This is a genomic window from Marinobacter sp., assembly GCF_048266785.1.
Taxonomy (GTDB): Bacteria; Pseudomonadota; Gammaproteobacteria; order Pseudomonadales; family Oleiphilaceae; genus Marinobacter.
The window spans coordinates 494955-507461 of the sequence record NZ_JBLWYX010000001.1; the positions used below are offsets into that span (position 1 = coordinate 494955).

The 12507-nt window shown below is 56.5% G+C and carries 13 protein-coding genes; 8 read left to right on the forward strand and 5 right to left on the reverse strand.

Annotation, left to right across the window (positions count from 1 at the left end):
* The first annotated feature begins 58 nt into the window (after positions 1-58).
* Positions 59-1492 carry a patatin-like phospholipase family protein gene (locus ACN0V1_RS02310; RefSeq protein ID WP_417543432.1) on the forward strand — a complete coding sequence of 478 codons (1434 nt, stop codon included), beginning with the start codon at positions 59-61 and terminating at the stop codon, positions 1490-1492.
* Here the strand turns inward: ACN0V1_RS02310 and ACN0V1_RS02315 are convergent.
* On the reverse strand, positions 1470-2522 hold the full coding sequence (locus ACN0V1_RS02315; RefSeq protein WP_417543433.1) for a lipid A deacylase LpxR family protein: 1053 nt from the start codon (positions 2520-2522) through the stop codon (positions 1470-1472). The two genes, ACN0V1_RS02310 and ACN0V1_RS02315, sit on opposite strands and share 23 nt — an antisense overlap.
* Positions 2523-2762: 240 nt before the next feature.
* Between ACN0V1_RS02315 and ACN0V1_RS02320 the strand changes: the two genes are divergently transcribed.
* The 7 genes from ACN0V1_RS02320 (at position 2763) to ACN0V1_RS02350 (ending at position 9219) form a co-directional block, all read left to right on the forward strand.
* Positions 2763-4349, forward strand: coding sequence for an FMN-binding glutamate synthase family protein (locus ACN0V1_RS02320; RefSeq protein WP_417543434.1), 1587 nt, complete (start codon positions 2763-2765; stop codon positions 4347-4349).
* Positions 4350-4361: 12 nt separating this feature from the next.
* Positions 4362-5084, forward strand: a complete 723-nt coding sequence (locus tag ACN0V1_RS02325; protein ID WP_417543435.1) for a hypothetical protein — start codon at positions 4362-4364, stop codon at positions 5082-5084.
* A 187-nt stretch (positions 5085-5271) separates the two neighbouring features.
* On the forward strand, positions 5272-5754 hold the full coding sequence (locus tag ACN0V1_RS02330) for a YHS domain-containing (seleno)protein (protein ID WP_417543436.1): 483 nt from the start codon (positions 5272-5274) through the stop codon (positions 5752-5754).
* Between the two features lie 22 nt (positions 5755-5776).
* Positions 5777-6952 carry an ADP-ribosylglycohydrolase family protein gene (locus ACN0V1_RS02335; RefSeq protein ID WP_417543437.1) on the forward strand — a complete coding sequence of 392 codons (1176 nt, stop codon included), beginning with the start codon at positions 5777-5779 and terminating at the stop codon, positions 6950-6952.
* Between the two features lie 68 nt (positions 6953-7020).
* Positions 7021-7776: an amino acid ABC transporter substrate-binding protein gene (locus ACN0V1_RS02340; protein WP_417543438.1), complete on the forward strand. Its 756-nt coding sequence runs from the start codon at positions 7021-7023 to the stop codon at positions 7774-7776.
* A 25-nt stretch (positions 7777-7801) separates the two neighbouring features.
* Complete coding sequence (locus ACN0V1_RS02345) at positions 7802-8476, forward strand: amino acid ABC transporter permease (protein WP_417543439.1); 675 nt, start codon at positions 7802-7804, stop codon at positions 8474-8476.
* A complete protein-coding gene (locus ACN0V1_RS02350) occupies positions 8473-9219 on the forward strand; it encodes an amino acid ABC transporter ATP-binding protein (RefSeq protein WP_417543440.1) in 747 nt (248 codons plus the stop codon). Before ACN0V1_RS02345 ends, ACN0V1_RS02350 begins: the two co-directional genes overlap by 4 nt.
* 15 nt (positions 9220-9234) lie before the next feature.
* On the opposite strand, the gene ACN0V1_RS02355 is transcribed toward ACN0V1_RS02350, so the two are convergent.
* Genes ACN0V1_RS02355 through ACN0V1_RS02370 form a run of 4 tightly spaced genes read right to left on the reverse strand, consistent with a single transcriptional unit; the run spans position 9235 to position 12374 of the window.
* Positions 9235-9933 (reverse strand): SDR family NAD(P)-dependent oxidoreductase, encoded by a 699-nt coding sequence (locus ACN0V1_RS02355; RefSeq protein ID WP_417543441.1) that lies wholly within the window; start codon positions 9931-9933, stop codon positions 9235-9237.
* A 36-nt stretch (positions 9934-9969) separates the two neighbouring features.
* Positions 9970-10164, reverse strand: a complete 195-nt coding sequence (locus tag ACN0V1_RS02360; protein ID WP_291946322.1) for a hypothetical protein — start codon at positions 10162-10164, stop codon at positions 9970-9972.
* A 14-nt stretch (positions 10165-10178) separates the two neighbouring features.
* Positions 10179-11393: a YeeE/YedE family protein gene (locus ACN0V1_RS02365; RefSeq protein WP_417543442.1), complete on the reverse strand. Its 1215-nt coding sequence runs from the start codon at positions 11391-11393 to the stop codon at positions 10179-10181.
* Positions 11394-11417: 24 nt separating this feature from the next.
* Positions 11418-12374 (reverse strand): sulfurtransferase, encoded by a 957-nt coding sequence (locus ACN0V1_RS02370; RefSeq protein ID WP_417543443.1) that lies wholly within the window; start codon positions 12372-12374, stop codon positions 11418-11420.
* Between the last annotated feature and the right edge of the window lie 133 nt (positions 12375-12507).

Genomic DNA, 12507 nt, shown 5'->3' on the forward strand with positions numbered 1-12507 from the left:
ATGGTCTACTTTTAATGGACTACCAAACAGCGCCAATTGTTACAGCAAAGGCCATCAAATGACGTTTTTCTTTCGTGAGAATCGCTGCCCTATCCCATTACCGCTCCTCGGTATTCTGGTGATACTCCTGTTTCCGCTGGGTGGCTGTTCTACGGGCACGCTCAACGCCAAACTGGGTCACACGGCCACTGCTGCCCACTATGACTTCCAGTCGCGACTGCCCGCCAATGACGAACGGCTGTTTGTTGTACTTGCCTTTTCCGGAGGCGGTACCCGGGCCGCAGCGCTTTCCTATGGCGTTCTGAATGCACTTCGTAATGAGCAACTGGTGATTGACAACCAGTCCACCCGATTGCTGGATCAGATCGATGTGATTTCCGCCGTTTCTGGCGGTAGCTATACTGCGGCTTATTACGGTCTTTTCGGGGACCGGTTGTTTGAAGATTTCGAGGCGCGTTTCCTACGTCGCAACTGGCCGCGTACTTATGGCTGGATGCTGGCGAACCCGTACAACATGGCCCGGCTGATCTCTCCTGATTTCAACCGCTCGGATCTGATGGCAGAGTTTCTGGGCAAACAGGTTTTTGATGACAAAACCTTTGCCGATCTGTCGGTTGGGCCGCTTCCATTTGTGATTATCAACGCCACGGATTTGAACAATGCCCTGACCTTTTCCTTCATACAGCAACAGTTTGATTTCCTCTGCTCTGACTTGAGCAACTACCCCGTTGCCAACGCCGTCATGGCCTCCTCGACCGTACCACCCGCATTCGCTCCGGTGAGGCTCCGTAACTACCCTGGTTGCGACCCAAGTAACAAGCAATGGGTTACCGAGGCGCTGAACGAACGAAACTTGTTGGCAAGAAAGTTTGCCGTCGCCCAAGCGCTGTCACGTTACCTTGATCCAGGGCACATGCCGTATCTCAATCTGGCCGACGGCGGCATTACTGACAACATCGGTGTGCGCGGTTCCATGATGAGCCCGGTCGCACACCGTGGCGATGTTCGAAAAATGGCTGGTGCTTTTACCGTGACGGCCCTCAAGAAGGTCGAAAAAGTACTGGTTATCCTCGTGAATGCTCAGGTATCCCCTACCTATCCATGGTCAATTTCTGGCAAGGAACCCGGCGCATACGATACCCTCGCGGCCTCTTTTGATGCGGCGTTCAATACATTAACCACTGAAAACATCGCCCAGGCGCGCCGGGAATTTCTGGCATGGGGCGAGAGTCTCAATCTCACCCGCCCACCCGGCAAGCCACTTGTTAACGTCTACTTTTCAACTCTGACATTCAATCAGGTTGAAGATCCTGCCAGGCGGGCCCACTATAATGCACTTCCCACGGCGGCACTGACTACCAGTGACGTCGACGCCCTGGTTGGGCTTGGCGGGGAGCTTCTGCGCCGATCAGAGCCGTTTCAACAGTTTCTCATTGACACGAAAACGCTGCCCGGCGCATCGGGCGGCACTAAAACCGATACTCCGCCATGAATGAGCCAAAGCTGTTTCTCGGATCTTCGCTCGATGGCAAGTTGCGGTCATCAACAGTGTCCGTGGACAGCCAGAGGCTCAAATGTGCCCCAAAGCGCGGCCCTACCCAGTGCAAGCCCAGTATGGTTTGACCGACGGTGCGGTTAATGCTGACCCTGTTTTTGTCTGTCCATTCATTGTTTACCAAAAGGTTACCCTCACGCGGCAGCGCCCAGGCAAAATAGGTTGCTCTCAGCGTAATCGAGGCATACAACCAGTTGCCTCCAGTTGGCAAAATATTCGCATCATAGTCCATTCCGCGACCTACCGGGTCCGGAATAAAGTGGAATCCTTGCGGACGATCACCAAACCGAAACTCCAGCCCTGGCTGCGCAAAGGTAAAAAAGTTACCCGCTGCAAGATCTCCCGTCAGGGCAACGTCAAACCAGGAATTGCGGTACAGACGACGCTTGCCACTTAGATACCCGTTCAGTATGGGCTCGAAATCGAGCTGGTTGCCCCAGCCTTCAGGGTCGTCACCGCCCGTCGCTGCATGAACAGCCTTCTGGGATTGCTCGGCCAATGCCTGTTCTCCGACCCAGCCAAACAACCACTGGGCACCAAAAAAATACTCGTCATTGAACCCGTAAAAACTATTGCCCCAGCCCAGAAACCCCACGTAAGGAACATCATTTTCAATGAGCGCCGATTGTTCAATGTCCGCCGGGGTCTGCATGTTCTGACCCAACACCCAACTTTCACGATAGTTCAGTCCGGGCTTATCGGGAATGGCCCAGGCGAGCAGAGCCTTTCCAAACGCCAGTGTACCCCCGGTTTTATCCAGCGAGCTGACAGGTTCGGACGAGATGATGACCGACGTGCCATTGGTGAACTGATTGTCGGAACTAAGGATAACGTCGTTGGAAAGTTCAAGCCTGATCGTCGTTTCAGCTTTGGCGTTTTCCGCCAGCACTACGGCGCAGATCATCAGCCCTGACGAGAACAGTCGGGAACAACCTTTTACTCTTTTAACCAGCCGTGGTTTTGTCATGGTGCTTTTCCTCACCTTTTATATCGTCCTTTCGCAGGACCACCAAACGCCTCCAATTGTTACACCGAAAGTCATGGAAGAACCAGAGCTGGTCTCCAGACCGACAGACCCCGTACGTTACAGACAAACAGAACACACAAGGGGCAGCGCAAGAGAGCTTTCTGTAACAACCGCTTCAACAAAGTGTCTCTTAATCCAGACCAACAACGAACCATCAGCTCTGGAAACAGGATTCTCCACATGATCTTCCGTCAGGTGTTTGTATTTTCGAGTCTGGCGCTGAGCGCCGCATTAGCGATCGCCAGCATCCTCTGGCCCGGCATTAACTGGATCTGGTTGATCATAGGACCGCTTTTTATTCTGGGTATTCATGACCTTACCCAGAACAAACACACACTCCTCAGGATCTATCCGGTTATTGGCCACTTCCGTTACCTGTTCGAATCGGTTCGGCGGGAGCTGCAGCAATACTTTGTGGAATCCGATCTGGATGGCGCTCCAGTCAGCCGGGAATTTCGTAGCCTCATCTATCAGCGTGCCAAAAAAGATGATGACACCCGCGCCTTTGGCACCATCTTCGATGTCTACCGCGACGGTTATGAATGGGTAAACCATTCCGTAGCACCCAAGGCGTGCCTTCCAACCAATTTGCGGATTACCTTTGGCGGGGCGGAATGCACCAGGCCCTATGAAGCCTCCCCGTTGAACATCTCCGCCATGAGTTACGGCGCCCTCAGCCGCAATGCGGTGATGGCACTCAACCGCGGCGCCAAACTCGGAAATTTCGCCCACAACACCGGCGAAGGCGGGATCAGCGACTGGCACCTTGAGTACGGCGGTGACCTGATCTGGCAAATCGGAACCGGTTATTTTGGTTGCCGCACGCCAGAAGGCGTATTTAATCCGGACCTGTTCGCAAAGCAGGCTGGGCTGGATGTGGTCAAAATGATCGAGATCAAACTGTCCCAAGGAGCCAAGCCCGGGCATGGCGGTGTGCTGCCCGCCGCCAAGCTTACCGAAGAAATTGCGCGTATCCGTATGGTGCCTATGGGGGAGGACGTATTGTCGCCACCCGGGCACTCGGCCTTCTCCAACCCCATTGAACTGCTCCAGTTCGTTGCGCAGCTGCGCAACCTCTCGGGCGGCAAACCGGTGGGCTTCAAGCTATGCCCCGGCAACAAACGGGAATTCCTGGGTATCTGCAAAGCCATGCTGGAAACCGGTCTGCGACCGGATTTCATTACCGTGGACGGCGGCGAGGGGGGCACAGGGGCCGCGCCGATAGAACTGACTAACTCTGTGGGTATGCCGCTGCGGGATGGCCTGCACTTTGTGCACAATGCTTTACGAGGTATCGGTGTGCGCAGCAAGATCAGAATTGTCGCCTCTGGCAAGGCTTTCTCGGCGTTTCACATGCTGCGGCTGATGGCTCTGGGGGCCGACACCGTGAATTCAGCCCGCGGCATGATGCTGGCACTGGGCTGCATCCAGTCCCGCAGTTGCAACACCAACAACTGCCCCACCGGCATCACCACCCAGAACCCTGCGCGCTACAAACAGCTGAATGTGACCGACAAGGGGATGCGGGTGGCCAACTACCATCACTCCTCAATGGAAACCCTGGCAGAACTGCTCAGCATCTTGGGCAAGAACCGACTGGAAGATCTGGAGCCCGCGGATATTAATCGGCGGGTCAATCAAGGCAGCATTATGACCTATGCCCAGTTGTATCCCTGTATTGAGGATGGGTGTCTTTTGCATACGGACTGCGCCCCGGATTCCTGGGCCAGTGACTGGCATCAGGCAACAGCGGGCAACTGGCGTTAGGAGGGCAGGGCTGTGGCGACAAGAGAGCGTCTTTACAAGCACAGGTGGGGCCAGGCCCTTGTAGAGAAGGAAATCCATCCTGCAGGCGCAAGAGTGGTCAAGGATTATAGCAAATGTGGTTTTCCCGGCGCGCTGATCTATGGTCGACTACTTCCCAACAGGGAGTATCACGCACTCCGCAGTCTCGCGGCAGTGAAAGGCATCCCCCAGCAAGTAAAACTCGAGAACCCCCACACCATCAGTTACCACTACATTGAAGGGCTCCCCCTGCGCCAGTTCGACGGCAACACGCCGCTGCCCCGAGCGTTTTTTAAAGACCTGTGGGAGCTGACGGCAAACATACACCGCCATGGCTTTGTGCATCTGGATCTGGGCAACGGTGGCAACATTCTGGTTCGTGACGATGCCAGCCCCGCCATTATCGACTTCGCCTCCTGCACATCCACCCGCCAATTCCCCGGCTGGCTAAGGCGCGCGCTTGAGAAGCGTGACCGGATCGGCCTAGTGAAACTCTGGCACAGATATTCGCCGGAGACCATGCCACCGGTGCTGGCTGACTACTTCAACCGGCACTATCACAGACATCTCGCGACACCGACCAGGCTTTACAGGGAAACCCGGCGCTGCCTTGAATCACGAGGATTGCAGGGCGAATGTGGGCGAGTCCGTCGGGCCTGGGTTGCCATCAGTGTTGCGATATCCATCGCGGCAGCCATCGGGCTGGCGATTTGGTAGCGATCAGGCAAGCTCTCCCGGAATCCGAAAGATCCCTCTCGTAGCTCCTCTTTGAACAAGCGGAAAACAGGAGACGCCCAACTACTAATTTTGTAACAACACGCCACGACAGTCGTCTACGTTGAGTGTAATGCATGCGTGCCCAGCCAAGCTGTCCCTTCCGGGTACCCATCACTGGAGAAGTCGTATGATAAACCACGATCTCAGAGTAGCCGCAACCATCTTCACGATACTGGCCCTTATGCCAGCCCTGCCGGCCTACGCCGCTGATAACGAAGCTATCCGCGCGCAACTTGCCCTGGAAGGATACAGTCCCGTCTCCTACTATGAACAGGGCCATCCCGAAAAGGGCTCCAGAGACTATCAGAGTACCTATCAAGGGAACGTGTACTGGTTCACCGGTGCCGCCCAGAAGGATGCCTTCGAGGCAAACCCGGCAACCTATGCACCGTCCTTTCCACGAAGCTGCCCCTATAATCTGGCACAGGGGCGCCTGGAGACCATTGACCCGACGAACTTCAAGATCGTTGATGGCCAACTGCTGCTGTTCCACCGATCCACAGAGCGAGACGGGCGTAGACAGTGGGAGGAAAGCATCTCCAGCTCCCGGATAACCGAAAAAGAACTGCTCCGAAGAGCCAAGGGCAACTTTCTCGATCTCAAATTCTGACCATGACGAATAAGGATTTCCAATGACCTGCACCGTGTCCAGCGAGAGAAAAGCCACGATGATCGCCGCCCTTGCCGGTGGGTGGGTTGCAGATGCGGCCAGTCTCGGTTTGCACTGGCTGTACGACAGCCAGCGCATCCATGAAGTTGGCGGCGCATCACCGGAATTTCTGCAACCGAAGGCCGACTATTTCAAAGGCGGATTCGGTTACTTTGCTCATGAAGGCAAACAGGCTGGCGATATCAGCCACTACGGTGCCGCCACAGGGGTACTGACCGACAGCCTGTTGGCTCATAACGGCACCTTGGATATCCGCGATTACCAGCGGCGCTTTCGAGCGTTCTTCGGGCCCGGTGGCCGCTGGCAGGGTTACATCGACAATCCCACCCGGGGCACACTGGACAACCTGAACACCATCGAACAGAAAGCCATTGAGCAGGCCCTGTCAGCCTCCGCGGTCAAACTGACGGAAAAACAAAAGCGGGTGCTGGTTCAGAAGGTTTTACCCTACACCCGACGCCTGAGCGGCGAGCAACTGGCAGATCCTGTCCGCAAGGCCATAAGCCTTACCTACCAGGAACCGGAGATACAGGAAGCCGGCGTTCACCTGGCCGAGACCATCGACCATCACCTGCTGCCGGAAAGCGGCGCCGACGACATGCAACTGCCGGCAATCTCCAAACTACCGCCGCTGGTGGCAAGCTATTACGGCAGCAACAACCTGCTGAAGGTCACAGAAGCGGCGGTTCGGGTGACCAATCACAATGACGAAGCCGTGGCTTGGGCAAAATGCGCTGCGCGACTTCTGGATCACCTTTTCCGGGGCAACCCCATGTCAGTGGCTCTGGACGCTGGCACTGCTGAAGCACCAGCCCCGGAAAACCTCAACAAAGCCCGGACCGGTTCTGTTCTGGACGCTCCCGGCGCGGGCGACGTCTATGGCCGCACCTGTTATCTGCATGAGGCCATGCCGGTGATCTTTCATATTCTGAGCCATGCCCGCAGCTATACAGAAGCCGTTCGCGCCAATATTCAATGCGGGGGCGATTCCTGTGGACGGGCCTGGATCATCGGGCCGGCCCTGGCGGCACTTTACGGCGTTGGCGGTGAGCGCGGCATTCCTCTGAGCTGGCTGGCACGGCTTACAGATGCCCCTGCAATCATCGCCGATGTTGAATCACTCGTTGAAAACAGATGAAGGGCGTAATTGCCCAATTTTCACCCCCGACTATGCTTCAGGTACGATGCACGTCGAAAGGAGGCTTTATGAAAACGCTATTGATCAATACATTGTTGGCAATTTCACTGTTCGCAAGTGCGCCTTTGCTCGCACAGGATAAACCCTTAAGAGTCGGGATGTCCGGCCAGTATTTCCCATTTACCTTTGTGGAGCAGGATGAGCTTAAAGGTTTCGAAGTCGATGTTATGAACGCGCTGAGCAAGGAGATGGGGCGTGATATCCAGTACGAAACCGCCAACTTCTCCGGCCTGTTTGGCATGCTGCAATCCGGGCGCATCGATACCGTTGCCAACCAGATTACCATCACCGACGAACGGAAGAAGGCGTATGTTTTCAGCGACCCTTACGTTTACGACGGTGCACAAGTTGTGACCAAAAAAGGCAATACCGAGGTTCGGGGTGTGGAAGACCTGAAGGGCAAAACCGTTGCTGTGAACCTGGGCTCCAATTTCGAGGCACTTTTGAAGGACTTGCCTTATGCGGACGAGATCACGATTAAAACCTATGAGAGTAATCTGGAACGGGACACCGCCTTGGGCCGCGTGGATGCGTTCGTGATGGACCGGGTCAGTGCCAGCCAGATCATCAAGGAGAAGCCGTTGCCCCTTGAACTGGCAGGCCCCACTTTCTCACAGATCACCAATGCCTACCCGTTCCACGACACCGAAGCCGGGCGAGCCCTGCGAGATGAGGTTAACAAAGCCCTGGCGACCCTGCGTGACAACGGCACCCTCGCGTCCATTTCCGAGAAGTGGTTCGGCACGGACATCACCCAGCCCTGAGGGGCGCACCGAGGCCTGATTCCCTATGGACGTGTTGAACGTCGAGTACATGCTTGGCCTGGTACCTGTTCTGCTCAGGTACCTGCCCCTCACCCTGCAACTGGCGGGCATCGGAATGGTGCTTGCACTGATTCTTGCCTGCCTGTTTGCCGTTGTCCGGGTGCTGGGCATTCCAGTGCTCAACCAGTTGACTATCGTTTTCATTTCCTTCTTCAGGGGCACGCCACTGCTGGTGCAACTGTTCCTGTTCTATTACGGGCTGCCCCAACTGTTCAGTGCACTAACGGTGATAGATGGCGTCACCGCGACGGTCATGGGCCTGACCATGCATTTTTCCGCCTACATGGCCGAATCCATTCGCGCCGCCATCGTGGGTGTTGACCGCAGCCAGACCGAAGCCGCCCTGTCTATCGGTATGACCAATGGCCAGTTGATGCGGCGGATTGTCCTGCCCCAGGCTACCCGAGTGGCTTTGCCCACTCTGATGAACTACTTCATCGACATGATCAAGGCGACCTCTCTCGCCTTCACGCTGGGCGTCACTGAACTGATGGGCGCCACCCAGAAAGAGGCGGCCGGCAGCTTTCTGTACTTCGAGGCCTTCATTGTTGCCGCCATCATGTACTGGATCGTGGTTGAACTGCTTTCCAAGCTTCAGAACTATCTGGAAATCCGCCTGAACAAGGCCTATAACCGATGATCAAACTGGCGTCACTGAGCAAACATTTCGGCAAGACCGTGGTTCTCGACGGGATCGATCTGACCATTGAGAAGGGCGAAATTGTGGTGATCATCGGCCCTTCGGGAACCGGCAAATCCACCCTGTTGCGCTGCATCAATTTCCTGGAACAACCTACTTCAGGAACCATGACTGTGGGTGATCTCACGGTGGATGTGAATCGGGCCAGCCGGGCGGATATCCTCGCCATGCGACGGCAAACCGCTTTTGTGTTCCAGAACTACGCGTTGTTTGCCAACAAGACGGCGCTGCAGAACATTGCCGAGCGTCTGCTGGTGGTGGATAAATGGCCCAAGGAAAAGGCTTACCGAAGGGCCCGCGAGATTCTTGAGCAGATCGGCCTGGCCGAGAAGGCAGATGCCTACCCCGCCTCCATGTCAGGTGGCCAGCAGCAGCGGGTTGGCATTGGCCGCGCCATGGCCGCCGGTGCCGAGGTCATCCTGTTCGATGAACCCACATCCTCACTGGATCCCGAGTGGGTAGAGGAGGTACTGGGACTGATGAAACAGCTGGCGACAGAGCACCAGACCATGATGGTAGTCACCCACGAAATGTCTTTTGCACGGGACGTGGCCGACCGCGTGATCTTTATCGACGGTGGCCGCATTGTGGAACAGGGGCCACCCAGCGAGATCTTCCATAACCCGAAGGATCCCCGAACGAAGGATTTTCTGAAGAAGATCCTGGCCACCAACCCGGTGTGAAGGCCAGGAAGGTGGTTACCAGTTTTCACCAAACGGCCGGATATCCAGCTCGAAGGTCCAGGCGGATGGATCCTGTTGACTGAGCGCCCAGACAGCGTCCGCTACCGCCGTTGGTTTCACAAAAAAATCGTCCGGCTTGTCCGCCAGCCATTCACGGGTGCGGGGCAAATCCACCACGCCATCAATCACCACATTGGCCACGTGGATTTTTTCAGGGCCAAGCTGGCGGGCCAGTGACTGCGTCAGACTGCGCTGGGCGGCCTTGGCCGAGGCGAATGGCGCAGTATTGGCCCGGCCCCGGGTAGCCGCCGAAGCGCTGGTAATAATAATGCTGGCGCTGTCATGCTGGCGTAGCTGCGGTAATGCAGCCTTGGTGGCAGCCACCAGCCCATGAACATTGAGACGCCAGTTGGCCTCGAACTCATCCAGGCTGGCTTCTTCCACGTTCTTGAATACACCGCCACCGGCGTTGTACATCATCACCGAAACCGGTCCGAGTTTGCTCTCGATTGCAGCCAGCACTGTGGCGATCTGGTCTGGCGCCATCAGGTCACATACAAAAGCATGGGCACCTGTAACCGATTGCTCCAACTGCTTCAGATAGTCTTCACTGCGCGCGAGCATCGCTACCTGAAAGCCCTCACCGCTAAAACGCCGCACAAAGGCCTCGCCATTGCCTCGACCCACACCCAAAACAACACATACCTTGTTCATCAGCTGTCTCTCCCGCCGGCTGTACCGGCTAGTTTGTCAGTCTCGTGTTGAGGGGCAGGGTGCTCCACATGGCGCACAGGCCGTTTCATCCCGCTGGCTCAACGCTGTTTGCACGTTGCCCTGCCCGGAATTGAACGCAAAGGTTGGGCTGCTCAGGTGGTCTGCCATAATCAGCACCAGAATGATGCCGAGCACAACCAGAATGCGGGTGGGGTGATAAGCTCGTTCCATGTTCTCCTCCCGCATCAGTTTGGCAGCCGGAACCAGGGCCGCAGGCGAATACCGATCAGAGATCCGGCGAAGGCGCAGGCAAACCAGATCCAGGCGTGCAGGCTGGCTGAAGCAATACCGGAAAACAGCGCACCGATGTTGCAGCCAAAGCCCAATCGGGCGCCGTAACCCAGCAGCAAACCACCCACCACGGAGGCCAGGAACTGGCGACCGTCCGGCCGGTTACGGCTCGCCTCGTTAAAACGGTTGGCCAGGCCCGCCGCCAGCATGGCGCCGAGCAACAGCCCGAAGTTCATTACCGAGGGAACGTTGGTGAGCACTGAGTCCTTCAAGGCCATGGCGGGGTATTCCCAGGTCCAGAACTCGAATTGGGACATATTCACACCCACCGCTTCCAATGCTTTGGCACCCCAGACATTAAAGGCAAAAGTAATACTCCAGGGAGCGCCACTGAAAGCCAGAGTCAGCGCATTACCTGCGGCCAGGATCAGAATCGCCCAGGTAAACGGCCAGCGACCACTGAGCAGGGTTCGGAACACTCCATGCGCCTGGCCTTTCCAGAGCAGTTCATCCCGCTCAAGGTTGCCATGGGCCTTGCGCTCAATCCGGTTAACCCAACGAGCTAGCAGGCCCAGCCCCAAAAGCTGAACAACAATTGCACCAATGACCCCAAAGGTGTTGACCAGTGGCACCGGGTCAAAGCCCGGCTGATCCAGCCACCAGGGCAGGTGAATAGAGCCAAGCACCGTGCCAGCTATAAAAAACACCAGCGTAACCACCATGCGGATGTTGCCGGCGCCTACGGTAAACAAGGTGCCCGAGCCACAACCCCCACCAAGCTGCATACCAAGCCCGAATATGAAGGAGCCTACAACGAGAGACGTGCCCACAGGCGCGACCGCACCCACAAGCCCGGCCTGCCCGCTGTAGAGCATGGGCACCATAATGACGGAAGAGAGACCAAACAGCATCAGTTGGGCCCGCATACCGGCGCCGCGCTTTTTGACCACCAGATTGCGCCAACCTGCAGTAAAGCCGAAGGCACCATGATACAAGGCCATGCCCAACACAGTACCAATTACAAACAACGCCACCATGAAGGGCGCGGTTTCCAGCCAGATCAGCCCACCCAGCAAAGCAAAGCCTGCCAGCGCGGTTGCTATAATAAATCGATCCATCTGCCAGACGGGCTGCTGAAGCCCGGGCTGGAGAACTGCAGAGTTGGCCATTACGAGTCCACTTGGTTAAACGGGTCAGTTAAACAGGTCGAGAAGCTTACCAAGCCCCTTCTTCGCTACCTGCAGCGGGCGGTTGCTGTCCTGGGACCACTCCGCCATGGAGCCATCATAGAGCGCAACCTCTTCAAACCCGGCCAGTTCACTCAGCACGAACCAGTCTGTGGCAGCCCAGTGACCGGTATTGCAAAAAGCGATGGTACGGGTGCCAGCATTCAGTTCGGCCTGGTTTATCCGCGCTGTGATACCTTCTTCGTTCAGGTACCAGACTGCGTTTTGTTCACCGAGGAAGTCAGCGTGAGGCAGGCTGCGGGAACCGGGAATCGTACCAGGGGCTCTGGCCGCCGGGGACTGGTTCTCGCCTCTGAAATAGTCACCGGGGCGTGCATCAACCAGTTGCGCCTGACTCCCCCTGGCTTCCTGAACTTCCTCGAGAGAGGCAATCAGATCTGGCTGCAGGGTACCTTCAAACTGCTCCACATTCCGCTGAGTCCCCTCGCCGCTGTCCACGCGGTAACCGGCAGCCTTCCAGCCAGCAAAACCTCCGTTGAGAATGGTCACGTCGTCGTGACCCAGCACTCTGAAGGTCCAGTACACACGGGCGGCACTTCCGAAATCGGTCGCGCCAGTGCCAGCGGACACAACCACCACGGTATCGTCGTTACTGATTCCCAGGCTACCAATCAGGCGCTCCACATTTGCGACAGGAGGCAACAGGCCCGTGACGCCGTCCCGGCTCTCGCGCCAGCCATCATCGGTGTAACTGCTGTAGACAGCTCCGGGGATATGAGCGTTCTGAAAGCTGCTTCGGTCACCACCATTGTCGATACCGGAGCGGACATCCAGCACCACCAGGCTATCTCGTTCAAGGTGCGCTTCAAGCCAGCTGGCATCCACCAAGGGCGGAGTCCTATCGCCATCCGCCCACGCAAGTGAGCTGGCAACCAGCAAAACAATGGCCAGGATACGGCTCATGGTGCTTCTCCTTTATCGCTATCAGTTTTTGAGCGATCATTATGAATTCTATGCCGGGTAATGAATAGCCCTGCTTCTATGACGTCTGGTTATATAAAAATCCCCAATTTTTCTTGCCTCCTCCCGAAAATCT

What these genes read in the sequence shown, in the direction of transcription:
- ACN0V1_RS02370 (WP_417543443.1), bottom strand. Translation starts at nt 12,374, where the DNA reads ATGAGCCGTATCCTGGCCATTGTTTTGCTGGTTGCCAGCTCACTTGCG.
- ACN0V1_RS02350 (WP_417543440.1), top strand. Translation starts at nt 8,473, where the DNA reads ATGATCAAACTGGCGTCACTGAGCAAACATTTCGGCAAGACCGTGGTT.
- ACN0V1_RS02360 (WP_291946322.1), bottom strand. Translation starts at nt 10,164, where the DNA reads ATGGAACGAGCTTATCACCCCACCCGCATTCTGGTTGTGCTCGGCATC.
- ACN0V1_RS02320 (WP_417543434.1), top strand. Translation starts at nt 2,763, where the DNA reads ATGATCTTCCGTCAGGTGTTTGTATTTTCGAGTCTGGCGCTGAGCGCC.
- ACN0V1_RS02335 (WP_417543437.1), top strand. Translation starts at nt 5,777, where the DNA reads ATGACCTGCACCGTGTCCAGCGAGAGAAAAGCCACGATGATCGCCGCC.
- ACN0V1_RS02310 (WP_417543432.1), top strand. Translation starts at nt 59, where the DNA reads ATGACGTTTTTCTTTCGTGAGAATCGCTGCCCTATCCCATTACCGCTC.
- ACN0V1_RS02340 (WP_417543438.1), top strand. Translation starts at nt 7,021, where the DNA reads ATGAAAACGCTATTGATCAATACATTGTTGGCAATTTCACTGTTCGCA.
- ACN0V1_RS02365 (WP_417543442.1), bottom strand. Translation starts at nt 11,393, where the DNA reads ATGGCCAACTCTGCAGTTCTCCAGCCCGGGCTTCAGCAGCCCGTCTGG.
- ACN0V1_RS02345 (WP_417543439.1), top strand. Translation starts at nt 7,802, where the DNA reads ATGGACGTGTTGAACGTCGAGTACATGCTTGGCCTGGTACCTGTTCTG.
- ACN0V1_RS02315 (WP_417543433.1), bottom strand. Translation starts at nt 2,522, where the DNA reads ATGACAAAACCACGGCTGGTTAAAAGAGTAAAAGGTTGTTCCCGACTG.
- ACN0V1_RS02330 (WP_417543436.1), top strand. Translation starts at nt 5,272, where the DNA reads ATGATAAACCACGATCTCAGAGTAGCCGCAACCATCTTCACGATACTG.
- ACN0V1_RS02355 (WP_417543441.1), bottom strand. Translation starts at nt 9,933, where the DNA reads ATGAACAAGGTATGTGTTGTTTTGGGTGTGGGTCGAGGCAATGGCGAG.